Consider the following 23,165-nt stretch of genomic DNA (forward strand, 5'->3'; position numbering starts at 1 on the left):
ACCCACAACAACAACCACATAAAAAACCCCAACACCCCAATACGAGAAACCAATAGGTCGCCCCGTGAATTATTTGCTACGGTCGTCCGCGTGGCTCATCACCCGTTGATCGCTCCGTCCATTCTGTCGGCGAACTTCGCGCGGCTGGCCGACGAGGTCGCCGCCGTCGAGGGCCCACCGGGGCAAGGGGCCGACTGGCTGCACGTCGACGTGATGGACGCCCACTTCGTGCCGAACCTGACGCTGGGGCTTCCCGTGGTGCAGTCACTGCTGGCGACCACGGACGTGCCGCTGGACTGTCACCTGATGATCGACAACCCGGATCGGTGGGCGATCGGCTACGCGGAGTCCGGCGCCTACAACGTGACGGTGCACGTCGAGGCGGCCGACGATCCGATCGCGCTGGCGCGGAATCTTCGCGCGGCCGGCGCCAAGGCGGGCCTGGCCATCAAGCCGAACACCCCGCTGGAGCCGTACGTCGACGTGCTCAAGAGCTACGACACGCTGCTCGTGATGTCCGTCGAACCGGGCTTCGGCGGCCAGAAGTTCATCGCCGACGTTCTCGACAAGGTGCGCAGGGCGCGCACGATGGTCGACACCGGGCACCTGAATCTCGTGGTGGAGATCGACGGCGGGATCAACGCCGACACGATCGAGCAGGCCGCGGAGGCCGGTGTCGACTGTTTCGTGGCGGGATCGGCCGTCTATTCGGCCGACGATCCGGCGCGCGCCGTCGAGGCCCTCCGCGACCAGGCGCGCACCGGAACGTCCTGAGCACTCACACCCCGAGGATCCTCCGCAGCTCCGGCGCGTGGCGCCGCGAGACGGGGACGAACTCGTGGGAACGCGAGTCCGTGATGAGGAACAGCTCGCCCTTGATGCCGCGTTCGAGCTCGGCCACCCGGCGAAGGTTGATCAGGAAACGCCGGTGCACGCGGCGGAAGCCGTACGGCGCAAGGGAGCGTTCGACGTTGTCGAGCCCCCGCGTCGAGGCCTGGATCCTGCCTCGCTCGGTCACGAGCCACACGATGTTGCGGTCGGCCTCGGCGTAGCGGATCTCGCTCGGGGCGAGCAGCACCAGCCGGTCGTTGCGAATGCCGATGATGCGTTCCGGCACCGAACCGACGACGGGCTCGGAGGTGCCCGCGTACTGTTCACCCTCCTGCATCCCGAAGTAACACAGCATGCCGACGATGCGGTTCGCGTCGGTGACCATCTGCAACGTCACGGGCATCTCGTCACCGTCGGTGCCCACCGGCAGCGAGGCGTAGCCGCTCCACTGCCCGGGTTCCCGCGCCCGTTCCTTGGCCCACCGCACGACATCCGACAGGCCCGGGATGTCCGGGGTCCACCGCTGGACGGGTTCGAGCGCGCCGGCCAGGATCGGGCTCTCGTCGGCCAGTCCGAGCAACGTGGCGGCCGCCTCGTTGGCGGCGACCGCGTTGCCGCCACGGTCCATCGCCATGACCGGAACGCCCACCTCACCGGACTTCTTGCTGAACTCGGTCCACACCTTGTCGGTCTCGACCATGGCGCGCCGGTAGATCTCCTTCTCGACGCACCGCGAGGCCTCGGCGAGCCACAGCGGGGTCAGCGGCGACAGCGACGCGTTCCACCGCGAGATGTTGATCGACGCGACCGGCGCCGAGGTCACGACGTCACGGATCGAGATCCCCGCGCACGCCCACCTGTGGAAGGCCTCGCACCAGTGCTCCGGCCCGGTCACCGTCACCGGACCCGACACCTCGAGCGAGGTGCCCATGCCGTTCGTGCCCGTGCTGTCCTCGGACCACGAGGACCACGGGGCCAGGTTGTGCAGCTCGGCCCTGCGCTGTGCGGCCGGATCGCCCCACGAGCCGAGAACGCTGCCCTCGCCGTCGGTCACGGTGACGACGGCGCCGTCCCGTTCGACCTCACTGCCGGCCAACGCGCCGAGCCCGCCGAGCGTCGTGAACACGACGCCGTTGTCGACGCCGTGCACGTCCTCGCACCGTGCGCCCGGTGCGGCATCGAGGGACCGATCCACCTCGTACCGGTCCCGGCATCGGTACCAGGACGCCAAGATCTCGGGACGGACGCCGGCCGCTACTTCCTCACCGGCGGCGAAGTCCTCCCAAGCGCGTGCCACTTCCCTGGACGAGACGGGATCGGGGGAACCATCGGCTGAATCGTCGATCCGGGGACGCCGACTTGGTGCAATCGCCAGCGGTGGCAAGCCTCCAGCATGGTGACCTCCTTGTCATCCACCGCCCTGGCCGCACGGGAAAAGCGCGTCACGGCCAGTGACGGACGTCATAGTTTAACGTTGCCGGGCGCCGAACCTCAAGGAATACGAAGGCTTGCATAATTCTGTCCGAATATTCAGGCCTCGCCGTTGCCATCCCACGGGCCACCGGTGGGCGCCGCAGCGGAACCGCTCGTGCGGCATTTGCCGACAGTCATCCCAGTCTGCTTGCCCCCGAATCGAGCGCGGACCTACCTTGCCGTCGGCGGAGGCGACGTGGCCCGGCCCGGCAACCGAGCGTCGCGCACGGTCATCGACCCGAGTACCCATCCGCCCGGGTCGGCAACGGACCAAAGGCGGTCTTCGATGGCAGAAATTGGCTGGCTCGACCCCACCTCTCCCAGCGCCGACGACGCTACGGTGCATCGCGCGTGGGAACGATTCGTGCGGGGCGAGGACGACCTCCGCGGCGTCCGGCCCGAGGTGGCGATCTCCTGGCAGCGATGCCGGGACCAGCACGGTGTCGACCCGTACCTGACGGAGGCGCCGGCCGCGGTCACCCAGGTCAACCACGCCCTCGAACACGACGTGGTGATCGCCGAGCTCGGATTCCGCGCCGCGTCGCTCGCCCACGAGGTCAGCCACATCGGCGGGATCGTGACGATCACCGACGGTGTCGGCCGGGTGCTGGCCCAATGGGGCGATCAGGCGACCCGGACCGTGGCCGCCAAGGCGAACCTCGCGCCGTGGTTCTGTTGGGCCGAAGGGGCCACCGGGACCAACGGGATGGGCACGGCACTGCTGTCCTACACGCCGGTACTGGTCCGCCGTTCCGAACACTGGTGCGCGGCGTTCCACGACTGGACCTGTGGGGGCGTGGCGATCCGGGACGTGGTGACCCGGGATCCCGTAGCAACGCTCAACATCTCGTGCTGGCGCAGCGATCTTCCCGCCGCCGCCGGGACGTGGCTCGGCAACATCGCCAAGATGACGCAACGGATCCTGCGTCAGCACGCGCAGAACGACGGTGCCGAACTGATCGCCGCCTTCAGTCAGGCCCGCGCGGGGTCGAAGGTTCCCCTCGCCGCGGTCGACCCCGCCGGCAAGGTCGTGCTCGCCGACGACACGGCCGCGGTGCTCCTCGGAATTCCCGGCTCCACACCGCGCCCGATCCCGCCGTCCGGTGGAAACCGGAACTGCCCGAATTCATCGAAGCCGCCCAGTACGCCGCGAAACAGGCGACACACAATCCCGACTGGGTCGGCTCGACGCAGATCTTCACGCGGCTCGCCAACGAACCGACATCGGTAGCGTTCCGCCCGGTTTTCCGCTCCGGGCACCTTTTCGGCAACCTCGTCTCGTTCGGCCTGTCCGCGGGCGATCCGCTTCCCCAGTCGACGGGTGACGGGGTCACGCGGGCACAGCCACAACGCCTGGTCGGCACCCGGGAGAACCGGATGGTGCTGCTGCGCCTGCCGGAGGTGTCGTTCGCGCAGTCCGACGGCAGCGACGTGTGGCTCTCGACCGATCAGGGACGACTCCGCGCCGCATCGCCGGGACTCGACAAGCTCGAGTCGGAACTGAGCAGCTCCGGCTTCCTGCGGGTGCACCGCCAGTACGTGGTGAACCTCAGCCGGATCAGGGAGGTCGAACGACGACTCAAGGGCGAGCTGTGCCTCGTGATGGACGACGACGACAACACCATGGTTCCCGTTTCCCGCCGGAACACCCCGGCGGTGCGCCAACTGCTGGAGATCTGAACCCTCCACCGGCAGAGGTCACAGTGCTCGCAGAGCAACCGATCACGAAGGAGATTCCGCATGACGTTCCCCGGAGTGCAGCACATCGCGATCACCGTGAGCGACCTGCAACGCAGCACGGCCTGGTACTCGGCGCTGTTCGGCGCGGATCCCGTTCTGGACGAGGACGAGGAGGGCGGCCGGTTCCACCACGCCGTCTATGCCCTCGAAGGCGGAACCCTGTTCGGACTGCACACGCACCAGGGCCGGGAGTCCGGTGAACGCTTCTCCGAGGAACGCACGGGCCTCGACCACATCGCTTTCGGCGTCGGCTCCCACGCCGAACTCCAACAGTGGGCCCAGAAACTCACCGACCTCGGCATCACCCACGACGGCATCAAGAAGGCGCACTACGGCAGCGGAGTGTCCTTTCGCGACCCGGACAACATCGCGCTCGAGTTCTTCACCGCTCCGGAAGGCTGACCCGGCTCGGCGACAGCCGCTTCAGCAGTAACCCGCCTCAGTAATAACCCTTGGTGCCGTCGAGCAGTTCCCGGACGATGTCCGCGTGCCCTGCGTGCCGTGCCGTCTCCTCGACGAGATGGATCAGCATCCAGCGGAGGTTGATGCTCCCGGCACGAAAGCCGGGGTGGCGGCCCAGGTCGTCCAGGGAGGCGGCGGCGATGATCGCGTCACTGCGGGCGCATTGGGCGTCGTACTCCGTGACGAGTTCGGCGAGCGGGCGGCCGCCGGTGTCCCAGTCGGCACCGTCGGCCGACTCGTCGAAGGCCGGGTTCTGCGTCTCGTCCCCGCCGAGGAACAACACCTCGAGCCACGTGTGCTCGGTCCAGCGCATGTGGGAGACGAGGCCGGCCATCGTCATGGCCGGCGAGGTGGGTACGACCGAGCGGTGGGCGTCGCCGTCGCTCAGGCCCTCGCATTTCCAGCGGAGGATCTGGCGCTGCAGGCCCAACCAACCGGTGATCGCCGTCCGTTCGTCCGCGTCGAGCGGAGGGCGCGCCCGTTCCGAAGTCATGTCGACGCACGCTACCCGCGGGGCGGTGAGGGTGCACCTCGATTACGGGACAGCCCTCGGAACGCAATGCGGCCGGAAACACGAGCCGGCCGCGCAGATCCCGGACACACGGCGAAACCCGGTGATCCGGCCGTGGCCGGGTCACCGGGTCGGCGTGTTCGTCAGCCCCGGAACTTGTGCACGTCGCACCTGCAGTACATCAGGCCGCACGTGAAGCACGCGGGCTTGCCGACACATTGGATACATGGTCCACAGTGGACCGGCTCGCTGTGCCGTCCCAGGTCGTCGGGTTCGTAGGAATCTCCGCAGAAGGGGCACGACAGCCGTTCGACGTCGGCGTCCTGCGGCAGCGACTGGTTCATCGGAATCACCTTCGCCTCCGCGTCTCATGCCGAACAACCGCCCGATGGCCGGGACACCACGGGGATGTCCCGGCCACCGAACGGGCGAGGTGTTACAGGCTGAACGTGATCAGCGCGGCACCCTTACCCTGACCGGACATGCCGGGAATGATGCCCTCGAGCCAGCCACCCCAACCGACCGGAACGGTGATGTACTGCTTGCCGTCCACGGTGTAGGTGCTCGGGCTGCTGTGGTGACCGCTACCGCACTGGAACTCCCAGAGCTTCTCGCCGGTCTCCGCGTGCAGGGCCATGAACTCACCCGTCGGCTTGCCCGCGAACACCAGGTTCCCCGCGGTGGCGAGGGTCGAGGCGGCCATGGGCATGTCCATCCGGTAACGCCACTTCTCCTCGCCGTGCGAGTCGAAGGCGCTCACCGAACCGGCCATGTTGTCGACGTCGACCTCCACGGCGGCACCCCAGTAGGGCATGCCTTCCTTGAAGTCACGACGACGACGGGTGGCCGTGGCACCCACGTCGGCAACCGGAACGTAGAACAGGTCGTGGTTCGGGTTGTACGACGCGTGCGTCCACTCCTTCGCACCGGCAGGGCCGGGGTAGAAGTGGCAGGGCTCGCCCTCCTTGTCCGGGTACTTACGCGGCATGAACTTGCCGTCGCGCGTGATGGCGCCCCAGTCGATCCGGTCGACGAACGGGGTGACGTGCTGCAGTTCGCCGTTGGTGCGGTCGATGACGAACATGTACCCGTTCTTGTCGAAGTGGGCCATCAGCTTCTTGCCGTCCCGCTCGAACAGGGTCATCTCCATCGTGGAGTCGTAGTCCCACAGGTCGTGCGGCGTGAACTGGTAGTGCCACTTGATCTCGCCGGTGTCGACGTCGAGTGCCACGACGCTGTCACTGTAGAGGTTGTCGCCCTGCCGGACCTCGCCGTCGAAGTCCGGGGCCGGGTTTCCGGTGCCCGCGTAGTAGAGGTTGAGCTCCGGGTCGTAGGTGCCGGTGACCCAGTGGTTCGCCCCGCCTCGCTGCCAGGCCTCGCCGTCGGCCGGCCAGGTCTCCGAACCGGGCTCGCCCGGCTTCGGCACCGTGTAGGTGCGCCAGCGCTGCTCGCCGGTCTCCAGGTCCCAGCAGTCGATGTGGCCGCGGACGCCGAACTCGCCACCGGCGGAGCCGGTGATGAGGGTGTCCTTGACGACCAGCGGCGCGAGCGAGGCACTCTCGCCCGCACGCACGTCACCGATGGTCTTCTGCCACACCTTCTCGCCGGTGCGGGCGTCGAGCGCCAGCAGCTGGGCGTTCTGGGTGACCATGTAGACCTTGCCGTTGGCGACCGCACACCCACGGTTGACGTTGGCACAGCACAGGGTCACGTCGAACGGAACCGCGTGCTTGTACCGCCACAGCTGCTCGCCGGTGACCGCGTCGAGGGCCCAGATCATGCCGTCCCAGCCGGTCACGAACATGACACCGTCGACGACCAGGGGGCACGCCTCGAAGGCGTAGGTCGACGTGGAGGCGATCAGACCGGTCGAGCTCGACTGGTGGATCCACGCGACCTTCAGGTTCTTCACGTTGTCGACGTTGATCTGGTCGAGCAGGCTGTAACGCTTGCCGTCGTAGTCGCCGTAGTAGGTGATCCAGTTGTGCGACTCGCTCCGCGCGTTGAGGATGCGGTCGTAATTGATACCGCGGGTCACATCAGGGGCCTCATGCGGAAGGCTGGAGAGCTGACCGTGATTGATCGCCTCGCCGGCATCGACGTATTCGATGGTCATGATTGATTGATTCCTTCCCTGTCAGGGCCGCGGCTGGGCGGGTCGGTCGAGCTTGGCCTCCGGCGGTACCTCTCCGCCCACCACGATGGCGGCGGTCAGACCCCGGCCCTCGTCGTTACCGGCCGGCGAGCCGTACCAGTAGTAACCAGGGCCATCCAGCTCGAGCGTCGCGCGACCCTTCGAGTGGTTCAACAGACCGATGAACTTCTTGTCGCCGTTGCTCGGCAACAGGCACGCGTGCGTGTTCTTGTCGTCGTTGATGATCGTCAACTCGATCGTCCCGGCATGCGGCATCAGCAACACCGCGGGCTCCCAGGCGAGCGCATCCTCACCGATCCGGATGGTCGCCTCCATGGTCCCGTCGGGCCGTTCGGTCGCCTTCTCGATCGAACCGGATCCCAGCACGGCACCGATGGTCGCCTTGTTCTGTCCGCCGATCTCGGCCAGGAGCGCTTCACGGTCCTCGGCAATCGTCACCGGACTTCACCTCCTTGTGAACTCGAAAATGACGTCGATTTTCTGGATTTGCGGAACATGCCGCCTGCAAATTCCAGGCACGGCATCTCGATCACAGACGCTCGGTCTCGGTGCGATCCCGCCTCCCGCGTCTGCAACGAATTCGACGCTACCCACGGCCGAGTCTTTTCCATATCCCCTACCACCGACCGGCTCTCCGGCACCGTTCCCCGGCGCGGAGACACCGTTCGTGCGGACCGGGCGGGACACGACTCCACAGTGGACTCCCACGGGCCGATCCCGGCTAGTCCGCATCCACCGGAACGATGCCCAGCAGACCGAAGCAGACCGCCCAGTACAGGACGTACAAGCCGAGAAGCACGACACCGTGCCAACGGCGTAGTCGCCCCGTGGACAGGAAGTACGCGGACAACGCCGTCAGTAGCAACAACGCCGGCATGTGCACGGTGAAGACACTCGAATGCACCACAACGCCGCCCGCAAGCAGGATGATGCCGAGCTTGCCGGTCACAGAGAACACCACGCTGCCGATCACATTGGCCACACCGATCTCCGGTGCACCACGCCGAGCCGGCTCCACCGTGAGGAAGATGTCCTCGATGGTCAGCACGAGCGTGGCGATCGTGGCGCCGAAGAGGGTCGCCTCGAGTCCGTACTCCTCGAGGATTCCTTCGGTTCCCTCGCCGGTGGCCCAGGCACCCGCGACGACACCGACGAGTGCGATGACCGCGAGCGTCAGCCCGGCCCACCCGCTCAGTTTGCGCGCCTCCGAGAACGGCATCGTCGCGGAGAAGTCCCGCCCGCCGGCCGGATCCTTCGGCGGTTCCTGCGTCGGAGGCGGTGACACCAACGTCGTGGTGCCCCCACCGCTCTCGCGTGCGGCCGCATAGGACTCGTAGAGCTCGGCGTCCCGGAAGATCGGACGGTCGCCGCGGGTCTCACGCACCACCATGTAGGCCAGGAAGGCGCCGAACACCAACAACAGCACGATGCCGGTCGCCGGGTTCAACGGGGCGAACGCCACGAACCCGCACACCACCAACGGCGAGCAGGCGTACAGGATCAGATAGATCCGGGGGATGTTCACCTTCGTCGGCACCAGCAGGGCGGCCAACGCGAGCACCACGCCGGGCAGTGACAGCGCGGTGCCGAACACCAGCCCCAGCGCCGCCCCGTCGAGGTCCTCCATGTTGAGCACGAGTCCGAGCGCGATGTCGTCGAACTCGATACCGGTGAAGATGATGGCGAGCAGGAATACCGATATCCGGAGTCCGGCGGCCACCCCCACCAGGTATCCGATCAGCTTCTCGGCGCTGTAGATCAGAAGCGCGGCGCCGACAACGAAAAGGGCGATTGATTCCATGACACCTCGAACTTCTTCGGTCTCGGCGAACGGAACTCACTCACCGGACGGCAAGTGCCGTCCCACCTTCGCTCCACCCTTTCGGGTGAGCAACGCTCGAGGCACCGGCGGCCACTGGCGCGCAACCAGCGGCCGCGGTACGGGCATGAGCGGGGACACCGCGACCCGCTCCGCAATTATTCACAAACCGGACAATCCGTTTATTTTTGGCGCAGATCGAATCGGTCGAGTTCCATGACCTTCACCCAGGCACGGACGAAGTCCCGCACGAACTTCTCGTTCGCGTCGTCACTCGCGTAGACCTCGGCGATCGCTCGCAGTTCCGAATTCGAACCGAAGAGCAGGTCGACCCGGCTCGCGAACCACCTGAGCTCACCGGTGTCGCGATCGCGTCCCTCGTAGTTCTCCGGTCCGTGCCGGTCCGCGCTCACGACCCACTCGGTCCCCATGTCCAGCAGGTTGACGAAGAAGTCGTTGGTCAGCACTCCGGGCGTCGACGTGAGCACACCGCCACGGGAACCGTCGTGATTGGTCCCGAGTACGCGCATCCCGCCGATCAGCACGGTCATCTCGGGCGGGTTCAGCGTCAGCAGATCGGCCCGTTCGACGATCGCGTGCTCGGGCGGCAGGCGCAGGTTGGCACCGACGTAGTTCCGGAAGCCGTCGGCTTGTGGTTCCAGTGCGGCGAACCGGTCGATGTCCGTCCACTCCTGGGTCGCGTCACCACGTCCCGGACGGAACGGCACCTCGACGGGGTGCCCTGCCTTCGCGGCGGCATGCTCCACCGCGGCGCAGCCGCCGAGCACGATCAGGTCGGCCAGGGAGATGCGTTTCGTGCCATCGCCGGAGGCGTTGAACCGCTCCCGGATCGCGTCCAGCACCGTCAGGGCCGCACGCAGTTTCTCGGGTTCGTTGACCGGCCAGCCGCTCTGCGGTTCGAGCCGGATCCGCGCCCCGTTCGCTCCGCCACGTTTGTCGGTGTGCCGGTACGTCGAGGCCGACGCCCATGCGGTCGTGACGAGCCGGCCGACGGTCAGGCCCGACGCGAGCAATTCCCGTTTGAGGGCAGCGATATCGGCCTCGTCGACGAGTTCGTGGTCCGGCTCCGGGACCGGGTCCTGCCAGATCAACGGCTCGTCCGGCACGAGCGATCCCAGATAACGTCGGACCGGCCCCATGTCGTAGTGCGTCAGCTTGAACCAGGCGCGCGCGAACGCATCCTCGAACTCGTCGTGATGCTTCATGAACCGCCGGGAGATGGCTTCGTAGGCCCGATCCTCCTGCAGCGCCAGGTCCGTCGTGAGCATGACCGGATGGTGTTTGACATCGGGGTCGTACGGGTCCGGGATGGTGTCCTCGCCCTGCCCGTCGCTCGGGATCCACTGCCACAGTCCGGCGGGACTCAGTTCGATGTCCCACTTGTACTCGAACAGCGTCTCGAAGAACGTGTGGTCCCACGTGACGGGCGTGCGCGTCCACATCCCCTCGAGACCGCTGGTCGTGGTGTCCGGACCCTTGCCGGTGCCGTCGGCGTTGGACCACCCCAGGCCTTGCTCGTGGAGCGGCGCCGCCTCCGGTTCGGGGCCGAGTCGCAGGACCGGGTCGACGAGACCGTGGGTCTTGCCGAACGTGTGCCCACCGGCGATCAGGGCGACCGTCTCCTCGTCGTTCATGCCCATCCGCCCGAACGTCTGCCGGATGTCGCGGCCGGCGAGCACGGGATCGGGGTTCGTGGCCGGGCCCTGCGGGTCGACGTAGATCAGCCCCATGTCGCTGGCGGCCAACCCCTCGTCGAGTTCGCGGCGGCCGGTGTGGCGTTCGTCGGCCAGCCATTTGCGTTCGGGGCCCCAATAGGTGTCGTCGGCCTCCCACACCTCGGCCCGGCCGCCACCGAAGCCGAACGTGCGGAAGCCCATCGACTCCAGCGCGCGGTTGCCCGCGAAGATCATCAGATCCGCCCAGGAGATCGCGCGCCCGTACTTCTGCTTCACCGGCCAGAGCAGGCGGCGCGCCTTGTCCAGGTTGCGGTTGTCGGGCCAGCTGTTCAGCGGCGCGAAGCGCTGCATGCCGGCCTCGGCCCCGCCGCGGCCGTCGGACATGCGATAGGTGCCTGCGGCGTGCCAGGCCATGCGCAGCACCAGCGGTCCGTAGTGCCCGAAGTCGGCGGGCCACCACTCCTGCGGGGTCGTCAGGACCTCGTCGACGTCGCGGGCGAGTTCGTCGAGATCGATCGCGGAGAATGCCGCCGCATAGTCGAATTCCGCGCCGAGCGGATCCTTGGAGGGGCCGTGTCGCCGCAGTGTCGAGAGGTCGACGCGATACGGCCACCAGTCGTTGGGGTCACCGCCCGCCGTCGGATGGCGCCGCTCGGTCTGCGGCGCTCCCTCGCTGAGGACCTTGTCGTACGTGCGGTAAACATGGGTGTCGGGATTCTCCGGCATTGGTGTCCTCCCACATGGCGCCGACGTCGCCGTGCTCACGGCGGGCCGTAGAACACCCGCCGTGAGCACACGAGTTCGAGAAGCACGGTCAGTGCAACGCGATCGTCAGCCTCGGTAGAAGTACCCCGTGGCCTCAGCGCACACCTCGACGACCGTGTATTCCGGCGTTTCCCACTGCATTGTGACCTCCTCGTGTTCGGCATACCGGTTGACCGGGCAGCATGTGCTGCCGACTTCGAGGCTCGTGCCCCGAAACGGCATGACCTGACCGAGCATCCGCGACCCTTCGAAGTTCCTGCAACAAAGTCAGGACCAGTGGCCCGCAACCCGTGCCGAACGGCGGGAGGCGCGACACGATCGGGGTGAGCCCCGTCACCAACGGGCACGGCCGCCCGACGTCGCCCGATCGGAGCAGCCCTGGGCTCTACCTGCACCTCTACCTGCGCAGAGTCGCCCTCGGGGCACGGAGCGGGAACACCGCTCCGAATCCGGAGTGGGAAATCCCCGGATCCGCTCCTCATAAGGTTATCGAATGGCGGGTGAACGAGCGTAAATTACTCGGCCGGCGATGCCGGAATTAGACTCGAGTGGTGCGAATCTACCTCGGATCCGACCACGCCGGTCTGGAACTCAAAGAACATTTCGCGAAGCTTCTCCCGGTCCTCGGGCACGACATCGTCGACGTCGGGCCTGCCGTCTACGACGCCGACGACGACTACCCCCCGTTCTGCGTCGAGGCGGCGCGGCGCGTCGTGGCCCACGAGGCAGTCTCGGCCTCGTCTTCGGCGGTTCCGGCAACGGCGAGCAGATCGCCGCCAACAAGGTGCCCGGAGCACGCGCGGCCCTGATGTGGAGCGTGGAGACCGCCCGCTTGTGTCGCCAGCACAACAACGCCCTTCTGGCGCGATCGCGCCCGGATGCACACCACCGACGAGGCCGAGCACATCGTGCAGGCCTTCCTCACCACCGAGTTCGAGGGTGGCCGGCATCAACGCAGGATCGACCAGCTGGCCGAGTACGAGCGGTCCGGCAGGCCACCCGCCCTGCCCGGCTGAGCAGCCGCGGGCGGCGGTCCACGGTCCCGGGCCGAACCAGCGGCGTCGGGCTCAGACGGGTTCGACGAGCCCGAGCCGCCGTTCGAGGTCCTCCCACGCCTTCGCGTCGTCGGACAGGGCCCGGCCCTCGTCGCGCGCGGCCCACGCCGTGGCGACCACGGCCTGCAACAGGGCGGCGTTCCCACCGTTCGTCGACGTCCCACCGTTCCCGGACGTCCCACCGCTGCCCGGATTCGCACAGCGTCCCGGCACCCGGGGAATCCCGCCCGGGCCGAGTTCGAGCAGGTCGGCGACGGGCTCGGCGGGGACCGGCAGTCCCGGTTCGAGCAGTCCGCCGATGTCGGGGGCGACGTACGTCGGCCGCAACGGCCGGTCCGCCAACGCCAGGTCACGCAGCCGGGACGACCCGCTCAGCACGAACAGCGAGTCGAGCCCGGCCGCGTTGGCGCCCTCGATATCGGTGTGCAGCAGGTCGCCGCACACGAGGGTGTCGGCGGGCTCGCTGCCGAGGCGGGCGCGGGCGAGGTCGAACAGGGCGGGCTGCGGTTTGCCGACGACGTGCGGCGCAGCGCTGGTCGTCTCCTGCACCAGGGCGACCAGCGCACCGTTGCCGGGTGCCCTGCCGCGTGGCGTCGGCAGGGTCCGGTCGAGGTTCGTGGCCACCCAGGGCGCGCCGCCGTCGACGATCGGGCCCACGGCGGCGAGTTCGCGCCAGGTGATGTCGAAACCCAGCCCCTGCATGACAGCCTCGACGGGCCCGTCGTCCAGCTCGGCCACACGCACCGGCGTCAGTCCGGCCTCGGCGAGGGCGTTCGCGACGCCCGGTCCGCCCACCGCGTACACGCGCGCGCCGCGCGCCAGCCGCTGTGCGAGATGCGCCGCGGCGGCTGTGAGCTGGTGACCACCGACCAGCCGCCGGGGGCCAGGCCGATGTCGCGCAAGTGGTCGCCGACGAGCTCGGGCGGCCGGGACGCGTTGTTGGTCGCGAACGCGACGGGAACGCCGTCGCCGGTCAGCCGGCTGATGGTCTCCACGGCGTTGGGAACCGCCGTGGCACCGCGATACACCACACCGTCGAGATCGCAGATCAGCCCGCGGTAGCGGTCGATGAGGGGCCGGGACCGTGCGGACAGGACTGCGGTCTCCTCGGTCATGGGCGTCGTTACTCCTCGTCCGCGCGGTGCCGTCCGGCCGCGCTCGGCCGGTGCTCCGACCTGACCGACCGCACGGTGGCCGGATCGGAACACAGCACCGTCGACTCGGTGGTCATGCGGTCCGGACAGCGGCCGACCCCGCGCAACAGTTCGTTGCCGGTCACTCCGGTGGCACAGAACAGGATCCGGTTGCCCCGCACCAGATCCTCGGTACGCAGCACCCGTTCGGCGGCGCGGCCCGAACGTGCGGATCCGTCGGATCCCTCCGCTTCGTCGGGGCGAAGAATTGCCTGCAGGGAACCACCCAGACACGACAGGGCGGCCGCGGCGAGAACGCCGTCCGGGCCGCTGCCGGTGCCCATGAGCACGTCGATCGGGCTGTCGGGATGGGCGGCGGCCACGGCGCCCGCGATCTCGCCGCCCTCGAGCAGGTGCACCCGCGCGCCCGTCTCGCGGATGTCGTGCACCAGTTTCCGGTGCCGTGGACGATCGAGCACGGCGACGGTCAGGTCCGCCGGGATGGAGCCCGTGACGGCGGCGATCGCCCGCAGGTTCTCCGCCACCGGCCGGTGGATGTCGACGACGTCGGCGTGGTCCGCGCCGACGGCCAGCTTCTGCATGGGCACGTCGGGTGGGTCGAACATCCCGCCGCGGTCGGTCACCGCGATCGCCGTGATCGCGTGCGGCACGTCCCGCGCCGGCGACAACGTCGCGTCACCCGCCGACACGCCCACGTCGCACTCCGGGCCGGTCCCGTCACCGACGCGGGAACCCCGTGCCAGTGCGGGCGAGCCGTCCGGCCGGTCGTCGCCGAGCACGACGACGCCCCGCATCGGCACACGCATGATGTAGTCGCGCACCGCCGCCGAGGCCGCGATCTCGCCGGCCCGGTCCGCACCGTGCCCGACCCACCGGCCCGCCGCGATCGCCGCCGCCTCCGTCACGCGCACCAGGTCGAGCGCGAACGTGCCGTCGCCGCCGGCGGCCCCGACCGGGTCCGGCTGCGCATACGGCGCACGGACCCGGGCGGGGCGCTCGCGGAGGTCGTACTGCTGACGTGTCATCGACACCCGTCCATTCGCGCCGGTGCCGTCACCGGGTCAGCGTGCCGACGCGTTCGCCACGGCGCGCTCCGAGAGCGCACCCTGGGCCGCCGCCTCGTTGGCGGACTCACCCCGCCACGTCTCCAGCGCGGGACCGACCAGCGCCCGGCCGAACGAGTAGGTGAGCTCCCAGGGCAGCGAGTCGATGTTCTGCATCGCCGCGAGGTTCTCGGTCGCGACCTCGGGACGCTGCCCGCCGGACAGGAACGCGATACCCGGCACGGACGGCGGCACGGACGCCCGCAGCGCATCGACCGTCGCGTTGGCGACGTCCTCGACCGACGGCTGCTCCGAGCTCTCCGACCCGGCGACGACCATGTTCGGCTTGAGGACGATGCCGTCGAGCTGCACCTTCATCAGCTCGAGCTGGTCGAACACGGTCCGGATGACCGAGGTCGTCACCTTCTGGCACGTGGCGAGCGAGTGGGAGCCGTCCATCAGCACCTCGGGCTCCACGATCGGCACCAGTCCACCCTCCTGGCACAGGCCGGCGTAGCGCGCCAGGGCGTGCGCGTTGGCGTGCACCGCACGATCGGACGGCACGGAGTCGCCGATGGTGATCACAGCACGCCACTTGGCGAACGTCGCACCGAGACGCGCGTACTCCTCGACCCGTTCCCGCAGACCGTCGAGCCCCTCGGTGATCTTCTCGCCGGGCGCACCGGCCAATGCCTTCGCGCCCGTGTCGACCTTGATGCCGGCCAGAATGCCGATGTCGCTCAGGTACTCGGGGAACGTGCGCCCGTTGGACAGCTTCTGGTAGAAGGTCTCGTCGGCGAGGATGATGCCGCTGATCGACTCGGCCAGCTGCGGCGTCGTGACGATCAATTCGCGATACAACCGGCGATTCTCCGCTGTCGCCTCCACCCCGACCTTCTCGAGCCGCGTGGACATCGTCCCGATGCTCTCGTCGGCGGCGAGGATCCCGCGCCTGTTGGAAACGAGCGTACGCGCGATCTTGTTCAGACTGGACATTGAGCTTTGATCCTCCTGGCTCGGTGCCGAAGCGTTCGGCAGGGTCACACGGGTTCGTCGGAGTTCAGGTCATCGTTTCCATGGACGAGGAATGGACGTACATGGTCTTTGCGGCATTCGCCTCCGCGATCACGTTGCTGCCGAGGCTCGAGACGCCGTCGACAGGCGGCAACGGGCTTCCCTTCTTCGCCGCGATCTCCACGAGTTCGCGTGCGTGGGCCGACAGCGGTTCGCTCGTGCTCCACGCCGCGTAGATGGGTTTGGCCGGCATGTCGCAGTCGAGCGGCACCCAGTGCAGCCGGCCGTCCGCGAGTTCCGAGCGCACGGTCGACACGTTCAGCACGGCCACGCGTTGACCGCCGACGAGCGCGTGCTTGATCGCCTCGCTCGACGGGAACTCGAGGTAGTTGCGCGGACCGCGCGTGCCGCCGAGCAGGTCCTCGGTGAACTCCCGGATCGCCGAACCCCGCTCCCGGACGACGAGCGGCGCATCCGCCAGCTCCTGCGTCGTCACCACGCCGCGGCGGGTGGCCCACGGATGTCCCGTCCCGACGACGACCGCGAGCCGGTCCTCGCAGATGTTCTGGACGACCATGTCCTCGCGGGACTGCATCGGCACGAGCCCACCGGACTCGCACCAGCCGTCGACGAACGCGAGGTCGACGTGGCCGGCGCGAACCAGTTCACGGAGCGATTCGACCTTGCCCGTCTGCACCTCGACGCGCACCTCGCTGAACGCGGCACCACCGCGGCTCAGCCATTCGGGAATGAGGTTCTCCGCGATGCCGGGGCTACCGGCGAGTCGGAGCCGTTGCGCCTCCGACAGCGACGTCCCCGATCCGAACTCGAGAAGCTCACGCGCCGCATGCATCACGTTGCGGGCATATTTCGCCAACATACGGCCGTTCTCGGTGAGTTTGGAACCGGTCGGCGAACGCTCCAGCAGCCGGATACCGAGACGGCGTTCCATGGCGCTGAGCCGAATGCTGGCCGCGGGCTGCGACAGGCTGTGCGCCTGCGCGGCCTTTCCGACGCTGCCGTAGTCCTCGACGGACAGCAACAGATCCAGGTCCGCGAGCTGCGGCATCTTCGACGGAAGAACCACGATTCCACCTCTCGTTCCATCGGACGTCGCGGCACAGTTGTCGCGGTACGCGGCACCCGTTGTCGCGTGGCATGAGCGTGCAGGTGTGCCGAAAGGACCGTCAATCGGTTGTGCACGAACGCGACGCGACACGGCACGAACGGTGGGAACGTGGTTACCTGCGGGACGTGGCGTTCACGGTGCATGCTGCGAAGCGCAAGGGCCGGATTTCGGTCGATACCGTCGAATTCCGGTCAGCGCCGGGCGCCGGCCGCATCGCACGCGCGCGCGGTCCGCACGACGGCCAGTTCCGCGCGCTCCTCCCGCACAACCTTGAGCACACTCGAGGGAAGTGGGCCGCGGGCGAGAAACTCGTCGGTAGCTTCGAGAACACCCTTGTCGTCGTCGGTGAGACACGGGTACAACGCGCGCGCGAACGCCGACAGGAACTCGACCTCGGCGGTACCGGCGAGTGATTCGAGCGTCTGCCAGTAGCGGCCGGCGAACGGGGTCAGCAGCGCCTCCTGCCCCGGTTTCCGCAGTCCCGCCATGATGGCCTGTCGTTCGGCGAGTGAATGGTCCCCGCCGAGCAGCCGGGTCCACGCCTTCTCCTTCGCGGCGGCCGACGGACGCGCGGCCTCGGCCGTCAACGCGCTCCGGCGCCCGTAGTCGCCGGGATCGGCCTCCAGTGCGACCTCGAGCAGCTCGTCGATGTCGCCTCCGCTCTCGGCGACCCTGACCACCGCCCGCCAACGCAGGTCCGGATCGACCTCAAGGCCGGGCCACGGCGACCGTCCACATACGACGTCGCCGAGGAAGGCGTGCTCGTCGGCGCCGACCACGCCTACCAGCGCGCGGGCCAGAGCCAGCTGCCGGTCGCTGCCGTAGCCGGCGTCCGCGAGTTGCTCCCGCAGGCCGTGTGCCATCGCCTCGAGCGCCTCCGGCACCCGCGCCCGATCGGCGTACACCCACACGGCACGGGACGCGCGGTCCAGGAGTGCCTCGAGGACGCCGACGTCGCGCTCCGAGCGGCCATGCGTGAGGACGGCGGAGGCGTAGTCCCGGGCCGGGAGCCGGCCGTCCTGCACCTCGTCCCACAGCGCACCCCACACGACCGCGCGCGCCCGCGGATCGTCCACTGCGGACAGACTGCGCAGTGCCGTGTCGCGAGATCGGGGGTCCAGCACGGTTTTGACGTGACTCACCGCATCCACGTTGGGAATCAACAGATCCGGTTCCGGATCCCCGAACTCGGGCAGCTCCCGGGCGCAGCCGGGCGGGTCGAGCGTGACCTCCACCGGTGTCCGCGGCACCAGGGCCGTGCCGTCGTGGTCGAACGCGCCGAGCCGCATCCGCAGATGACGTGGTTCGACCCGCGGCTCGGCCTCCTGCACGATGCGAACACCGCCGGTGTCCCTGCGCACGGCGACGGTGTTGATCCCGGACCGCAGCAACCATTCGTCGACCCACCGGTCGAGATCCTCCCCCGACACCTCGCGCAGCGCGGCCACGAGGTCGTCGAGACCGGCGTTGCCCCACGCATGCGTGCGCAGGTAGCTCCGCACGCCCGCGACGAAGGTGTCCCACCCGACGCGCTCGGCGAGTTCGTGGAGCACCGCGGCGCCCCGGCGGTACACGATCGGGCCGAAGTTCGACCGCGCGGCATCGGTGTCGGCGGTGCGGACCCGGATCGCATGGCTGGTGGGCAGTTGGTCGGCGCGGCGTGCCAACGGCACGTCGACATGGGTGAACGACGTCCAGCCCTCTCCGTACGACGTCGCCTCCGGCTGGGCGACCACCGCCAGCATCGTCGCGAACGCCTCGTTCAGCCACAGGTCGTCCCACCAGCGCATCGTCACGTAGTCGCCGAACCACATGTGCGCCATCTCGTGCATCAGCAGCGACGCCCGCCTGCGCCGCGCATCGTCGGTGACCCGGTGCCGGAACAGGAACCGTTCGTTGAGCGTCACGCACCCCGGGTGTTCCATCCCGCCGAACGCGTACTCCGGCGCGAAGACGTGATCGTACTTGCCGAACTGGTACGGCACGCCGAACAGCTCGCCGAAGAAGTCCAGCCCCCTGCCGATGACGTCGAACACCTCGGGCGCCTCGGCGGCGAGTTGCTCCTCCAAGCAGGGCCGCGCGTACAGCGCGAGGGGGACGTCGCCGTGTCGGGACCGCAGGACGCGGAACGGTCCCGCGGCGAACGCCACCAGGTACGTCGGCAGCACGGGGGTGCGGGCGAAACACCACCTCGCCGATCCGGCGCTCCCCGCCGCGCCGGATCGACGGGGTCGGTGTTCGACACGACCACCCAGGCCGCATCGACCGTCAGGGCCAGCTCGACCGTCGCCTTCAGGTCGGGCTGGTCGAAGCACGGGAACACCGTGTGCGCCGAGAACGGCTCGAACTTGGTGTGCACGTATACGTTGCCGTCCACCGGATCGCGGAAACGGTGCAGGCCCTCACCACTGTGCGAATAGGACGCCGTACCGGACACGCGTACGGTGTTCCATCCCTCGCGGACGTCCAACCGCACCCGCCGCCCGTCGTGGACGTCCGGGCCCGACCGGGTTCCGTTGCACTCGACGGCATCCACCTCACCGATGAAGTCGAGGTGGACGGGCGTGTCCGCCGTACTCGCGTGGAAGCGGAGCTCCGCGGTCACCGCGAACGTCCGGTCTCCCACGGTGAGGTCGAGCTCGATGTCGTAGTGCAGTGCGGAGAGCACGGACGACCGCGCGACCGCTTCGTCCTGCGTCAGGGGACTTCTCGTCGCGGCGCGGGGATCGCCTGCCATCCGTCAGGACCTCCGCGTCGCCACGGTCGGCCTGCGGTAGACGAGCTGTTGACGATCCCCTGTGGACTCCGCGGCGGCAGGACTGTCGGCGGTGTCGGCACTGTTGGCGCGGGCGAGGGACTCCTCCACCAGGTGGTGGTCGGGCGAATGGATACACACCGGGTCGGTCCGCCCTGCGTCGCCGGTCAGCGCGAACGCCTGGCACCGGCATCCGCCGAAGTCCAGTTCCTTGCGCGAGCAGCTGCGGCACGGGTCGGGCATCCAGTCCGTGCCCCGGAATGCCTGGAATGCCGGCGATTCCGCCCAGATCCACTGCAGGTCGTGCTCGCGTACCGACGCGAACTCCATCGTCGTGATCTCCTCGGCCACCGGACACGGGTACGCGCGCCCGTCCGGGGCGACGGTCAGCGCCGTCTGCGCCCACCCGCCCATGCACGGCTTCGGATAGGGCTCGTAGTAGTCGGGCAGGATCCAGAGCAGTTCCAGCTGCCCGGCCAGCTCGGCCTTGCGGCGCTCGTACACCGCCACGGCCTTGTCCAGTTGCGCCTTGCCCGGCAACAACAACTCGCGGTTGCGCAGGGCCCAGCCGTAGTACTGGGTGTTGGCGAGCTCGAGCCGTTCGGCGCCCCACTCCACGCACACGTCGATGATCGCGTCCAGCCGGTCGAGGTTCAGCCGGTGCAGGACGACGTTCATGTTCAGCGGAAGTCCGGCGTCGCGGATGATCCGGGCGGCGGCCTCCTTCTTGTCGAACCGTTTGCTCGCCGCGACGAGGTTCGTCGATTCGGCCGTGTCGCCCTGAATGCTCAGCTGGGCGCTGTTGAGCCCCGCCGACACGAGGGACTCGGCGCGGCTCTCGGTGAGCCCGAGGCCGCTGGTGATCAGGTTCGTGTACAGCCCGAGCCCGCGACACTCGGCGACGAGCGTCTCCAGGTCGCCGCGCACGAGCGGTTCCCCACCGGAGAAGTGGACCTGCAGCACGCCGAGCTCGGCCCCCTGCCTGATCACCCGCAGCCAGTCGTCGGTCCCCAGTTCGCCCTCACGCTGGAACAACTCGACGGGGTTCGAGCAGTAGACACAGTGCAACGGGCACTGATGCGTCACCTCGGCCAGCAGACCGAACGGTCGCGGCATTCCGGTCATGTGACCACCACCCAGCCTCGTCCTCGCGCGTCCTTGAGAAAGGTCATGACATCGTTCACCAGGTCGGTCGCCGCGAAGTCCTGCTCGAGCTGATCGACGACCTCCCGCACGGTCCGGTTGCCGTCACAGAGGCTCAGGATCGCCGCCCCGGACTTGTTGAGCAGCACCACCCTTTCCGGCAGCAGCAACAACTCCACGTCCCGGACGTCGTCGTGCCGGAGCATCGCCTTGCCGACCAACCGCGGTCTGCCCGCCAACTCGCTCTCGTCCATGATCAGCGCCCGCTGTAGGTGAGTTGGACGGCATCGAGCAGGCTCCAGAGCACGTCGCACTTGAACTCCAGGGCCCGCATGCAGGCGTCCTGCTGCTCGGCCGTCGTGGCGTTCTCGAGCACCAGCTCGAGCAGATGCGCGATGTCCTTGGGCTGCTGGGTCAACCGCGCCCGGAAGTACTCCAGGCCGTCGGAGTCGATCCACGGGTAGTGCCGCTCCACGTCGGCGATCCGCTTGCTCAGCAGGTCCGGCGCGAACAGTTCGGTCAGCGCCGAGGCCACCGACTCCAGCCACGGCTTCGTGCGGCAGAAATCCACGTACGCGTCGACGGCGAACCGCACACCGGGCAACACCGTGTCGCCGCTGAGCAGCTCCTGCCGCGTCAGCCCGACCGCCTCGCCGAGCCGGATCCACTTCTCGATCCCGCCCTCGTCGCCGGTGCGGCCGTCGTGGTCGATGATGCGCTGGATCCACCGCCGCCGGTCGTCCCGACCCGGGAGCTTGGTGAGGATGAACGCGTCCTTCACCGGAAGGTTCACCTGGTAGTAGAACCGGTTCCGCACCCAGCCCCGGAACTCCTCTTCGGACAGTGTTCCCGCGTGCATGCGCACGTTGAACGGGTGCAGGTGGTGGTACCGCCCCTCTCCGATCGCGCGCAACTGCTTCTCGAAATCCTCGGCCGAGCGAGCGTTCATACTTCCACCTCCAGGCCTGCCCGACCGACCTCGATACCCAGGTCGGTCAACCAGCGCCGCTCCTTCGAGTCCTCGTCGAGAACCGGATTCGTGTTGTTGATGTGGGTGTAGATCTTGCGTCGAGCCGTCAGTGCCGCCAGCCGATGTGCCGAACCGTCGTCTCCGCTGACCGGCATGTGTCCCATGGACCGTCCCGTCCGGCCCCCGGCTCCCCGCACCGACATCTCGTCGTCGGTCCAGAACGTGCCGTCGACGAACACGCAGTCGACCGCGGCGACCTGTGCGGCGAAGCTCTCGTCCCACCGCGGCAACGTCGGGGCGTACACGGCCGTCCCGCCCGTCACGGTGTCCTCCAGGCGATACCCCACCTCCCACGCCGGCCCGTCGGCGTCGGCCGTCGACGCGGCGCCGACGTAGCGGGGAGCCTTGGAGCCGGTCAGGAACGCCGTCGCCCGCACGCGGTCGTCCAGGTGGATCGGTTCGCCCACCGCGACCGGCGACCACGCGACGTCGGCGTAGTCGCCGAGCAGGTCCCGCACCGGGAAATTGCGGCGCAACGCCCCCAGCACCGGGTCGGTGCCGTACACGGTCAACGACGACCCCTCGCGCAGCATGAGCAGGCCGATGGTGTGGTCGAACTCCGCGTCGGTCAGCAGCACGCCGGCCACCGGCGTGTCCCGCACGCCCGGCCCGGGGTGCAGCGCCGGGTCCGCCGCGATCTGGTGGTGCACGTCCGGGGTCGCGTTCAGCAGAAACCACCGGTCACCGTCACCGGACACCGCAATTCCGGCATGCCGCGACGCGAGTTCGGGCTTCGCGCGCGCCTTGTCGCACCCTTCGCAGGCGCAATTCCATTGCGGAAAACCTCCGCCTGCCGCTACTCCCAGGCAATGAATAAACACGGCGGGCCAGCAGCCTTTCAGAACCGGTGGGGACTGGAGCGGGGCGGGGATGGATCACCGGGGTCGACTGGTTCGGAATCGTGTCGCCGCATGGCGTCCTCCCTTGCATTCGGCCACAGACGACGGCCGCGGAATGCAGGCCTCATCGCCGGCGGAGGGACCGAGCCGCGACGATCGCCGACCATCGCGTTGCGCTCGACTTTCCGCCTTCCAGCTTGATCGCCCAGGCCGACCCTGACAACGGATCATGCATGACCGGGGACGAATCGCTGACGAACGGTGGGCACACCGTCACCGGCGGAACGGGGCCGACACGGAGGGCATCGACCGAGGTCGAGGCTCCACACGCCGACCGGTTACGCCGACCGTGGGTGCATGCGGGCGCCTCGGGTGCCGAAGGCGGGTGCGACCGTCCACGTCGGCCGCACCCGCCAGTACCCGGCAGCACCACACGTCGCCGTGCGGACGCGAGCCCAGTGTGCGCCCACGACCACGCCATGGGCACCGCGGCGCCTATTGGTTTCTCGTATTGGGGTGTTGGGGTTTTTTATGTGGTTGTTGTTGTGGG

Annotated in this window: 23 protein-coding genes and 1 pseudogene; 5 read left to right on the plus strand and 19 right to left on the minus strand. The window is 68.5% G+C overall.

Translation table 11 applies throughout. The features are described from left to right. Positions 1–90: 90 nt before the first annotated feature. Complete coding sequence (gene rpe / locus BJF85_RS19965) at positions 91–774, plus strand: ribulose-phosphate 3-epimerase (protein ID WP_075849613.1); 684 nt, start codon at positions 91–93, stop codon at positions 772–774. 4 nt (positions 775–778) lie between these two features. On the opposite strand, the gene BJF85_RS19970 is transcribed toward rpe, so the two are convergent. Beyond that, positions 779–2,128 (minus strand): DNA-binding protein, encoded by a 1,350-nt coding sequence (locus BJF85_RS19970; RefSeq protein WP_255375798.1) that lies wholly within the window; start codon positions 2,126–2,128, stop codon positions 779–781. Between the two features lie 462 nt (positions 2,129–2,590). On the opposite strand from BJF85_RS19970, the gene BJF85_RS19975 reads away from it, so the two are divergent. From BJF85_RS19975 to BJF85_RS19980, 3 genes are all read left to right on the plus strand, one after another. Then, a complete protein-coding gene (locus tag BJF85_RS19975) occupies positions 2,591–3,535 on the plus strand; it encodes a hypothetical protein (RefSeq protein WP_255375799.1) in 945 nt (314 codons plus the stop codon). Positions 3,536–3,681: 146 nt separating this feature from the next. Continuing rightward, positions 3,682–3,984, plus strand: a complete 303-nt coding sequence (locus BJF85_RS30545; RefSeq protein ID WP_255375800.1) for a LytTR family DNA-binding domain-containing protein — start codon at positions 3,682–3,684, stop codon at positions 3,982–3,984. Positions 3,985–4,044: 60 nt separating this feature from the next. Beyond that, positions 4,045–4,446, plus strand: coding sequence for a VOC family protein (locus BJF85_RS19980; protein ID WP_075849614.1), 402 nt, complete (start codon positions 4,045–4,047; stop codon positions 4,444–4,446). Between the two features lie 37 nt (positions 4,447–4,483). Here the strand turns inward: BJF85_RS19980 and BJF85_RS19985 are convergent, their stop codons facing one another. From BJF85_RS19985 to BJF85_RS28135, 7 genes are all read right to left on the minus strand, one after another. Then, positions 4,484–4,999: a DinB family protein gene (locus BJF85_RS19985; protein ID WP_075849615.1), complete on the minus strand. Its 516-nt coding sequence runs from the start codon at positions 4,997–4,999 to the stop codon at positions 4,484–4,486. Positions 5,000–5,160: 161 nt separating this feature from the next. Beyond that, entirely contained in the window at positions 5,161–5,361 is a 201-nt protein-coding gene (locus BJF85_RS19990) for a recombination activating protein 1 (protein ID WP_075849616.1), read from the minus strand. A 92-nt stretch (positions 5,362–5,453) separates the two neighbouring features. Then, complete coding sequence (locus tag BJF85_RS19995) at positions 5,454–7,133, minus strand: PQQ-dependent dehydrogenase, methanol/ethanol family (protein WP_075849617.1); 1,680 nt, start codon at positions 7,131–7,133, stop codon at positions 5,454–5,456. Between the two features lie 21 nt (positions 7,134–7,154). Next, positions 7,155–7,610, minus strand: coding sequence for an MSMEG_3727 family PQQ-associated protein (locus tag BJF85_RS20000; RefSeq protein ID WP_075849618.1), 456 nt, complete (start codon positions 7,608–7,610; stop codon positions 7,155–7,157). Positions 7,611–7,893: 283 nt separating this feature from the next. Continuing rightward, complete coding sequence (locus BJF85_RS20005; RefSeq protein WP_075849619.1) at positions 7,894–8,973, minus strand: sodium:calcium antiporter; 1,080 nt, start codon at positions 8,971–8,973, stop codon at positions 7,894–7,896. Between the two features lie 200 nt (positions 8,974–9,173). Then, positions 9,174–11,414 (minus strand): catalase/peroxidase HPI, encoded by a 2,241-nt coding sequence (katG, locus tag BJF85_RS20010; protein ID WP_075849620.1) that lies wholly within the window; start codon positions 11,412–11,414, stop codon positions 9,174–9,176. Positions 11,415–11,519: 105 nt separating this feature from the next. After that, positions 11,520–11,690 carry a hypothetical protein gene (locus tag BJF85_RS28135; protein ID WP_158057041.1) on the minus strand — a complete coding sequence of 57 codons (171 nt, stop codon included), beginning with the start codon at positions 11,688–11,690 and terminating at the stop codon, positions 11,520–11,522. Positions 11,691–12,004: 314 nt separating this feature from the next. Between BJF85_RS28135 and BJF85_RS20015 the strand changes: the two are divergent. After that, positions 12,005–12,469: pseudogene (locus tag BJF85_RS20015) on the plus strand (ribose-5-phosphate isomerase). Between the two features lie 51 nt (positions 12,470–12,520). On the opposite strand, the gene BJF85_RS20020 reads toward BJF85_RS20015, so the two are convergent. From BJF85_RS20020 to pqqB, 11 genes are all read right to left on the minus strand, one after another. Beyond that, a complete protein-coding gene (locus tag BJF85_RS20020; RefSeq protein WP_255375801.1) occupies positions 12,521–13,303 on the minus strand; it encodes an HAD-IIA family hydrolase in 783 nt (260 codons plus the stop codon). After that, positions 13,258–13,623, minus strand: coding sequence for a hypothetical protein (locus BJF85_RS30550; protein WP_255375802.1), 366 nt, complete (start codon positions 13,621–13,623; stop codon positions 13,258–13,260). Before BJF85_RS30550 ends, BJF85_RS20020 begins: the two co-directional genes overlap by 46 nt. 8 nt (positions 13,624–13,631) lie before the next feature. Next, on the minus strand, positions 13,632–14,687 hold the full coding sequence (locus tag BJF85_RS20025) for a fructose-bisphosphatase class II family protein (protein ID WP_083666566.1): 1,056 nt from the start codon (positions 14,685–14,687) through the stop codon (positions 13,632–13,634). A gap of 36 nt (positions 14,688–14,723) precedes the next feature. Further along, positions 14,724–15,701 (minus strand): class I fructose-bisphosphate aldolase, encoded by a 978-nt coding sequence (locus BJF85_RS20030; protein ID WP_075849621.1) that lies wholly within the window; start codon positions 15,699–15,701, stop codon positions 14,724–14,726. Positions 15,702–15,765: 64 nt separating this feature from the next. Then, the gene (locus BJF85_RS20035) at positions 15,766–16,806 is read right to left on the minus strand and encodes a LysR family transcriptional regulator (RefSeq protein WP_255375803.1); all 1,041 of its coding nucleotides are present in this window, start codon (positions 16,804–16,806) and stop codon (positions 15,766–15,768) included. Positions 16,807–17,039: 233 nt separating this feature from the next. Next, the gene (locus BJF85_RS20040; protein ID WP_255375805.1) at positions 17,040–18,833 is read right to left on the minus strand and encodes a M1 family aminopeptidase; all 1,794 of its coding nucleotides are present in this window, start codon (positions 18,831–18,833) and stop codon (positions 17,040–17,042) included. Further along, positions 18,752–19,585, minus strand: coding sequence for a hypothetical protein (locus BJF85_RS30555; RefSeq protein ID WP_255375804.1), 834 nt, complete (start codon positions 19,583–19,585; stop codon positions 18,752–18,754). Before BJF85_RS30555 ends, BJF85_RS20040 begins: the two co-directional genes overlap by 82 nt. 3 nt (positions 19,586–19,588) lie before the next feature. After that, a complete protein-coding gene (pqqE, locus tag BJF85_RS20045) occupies positions 19,589–20,728 on the minus strand; it encodes a pyrroloquinoline quinone biosynthesis protein PqqE (protein WP_222844610.1) in 1,140 nt (379 codons plus the stop codon). Beyond that, a complete protein-coding gene (gene pqqD / locus BJF85_RS20050) occupies positions 20,725–21,000 on the minus strand; it encodes a pyrroloquinoline quinone biosynthesis peptide chaperone PqqD (protein ID WP_075849622.1) in 276 nt (91 codons plus the stop codon). The genes pqqE and pqqD overlap by 4 nt, the downstream gene beginning before the upstream one ends. A gap of 2 nt (positions 21,001–21,002) precedes the next feature. Then, on the minus strand, positions 21,003–21,695 hold the full coding sequence (pqqC, locus tag BJF85_RS20055) for a pyrroloquinoline-quinone synthase PqqC (RefSeq protein WP_075849623.1): 693 nt from the start codon (positions 21,693–21,695) through the stop codon (positions 21,003–21,005). Next, positions 21,692–22,597 carry a pyrroloquinoline quinone biosynthesis protein PqqB gene (pqqB, locus tag BJF85_RS20060; protein ID WP_075849624.1) on the minus strand — a complete coding sequence of 302 codons (906 nt, stop codon included), beginning with the start codon at positions 22,595–22,597 and terminating at the stop codon, positions 21,692–21,694. Before pqqB ends, pqqC begins: the two co-directional genes overlap by 4 nt. Positions 22,598–23,165: the final 568 nt, after the last annotated feature.

The organism is Saccharomonospora sp. CUA-673, assembly GCF_001942305.1.
Lineage (GTDB): Bacteria > Actinomycetota > Actinomycetes > Mycobacteriales > Pseudonocardiaceae > Prauserella.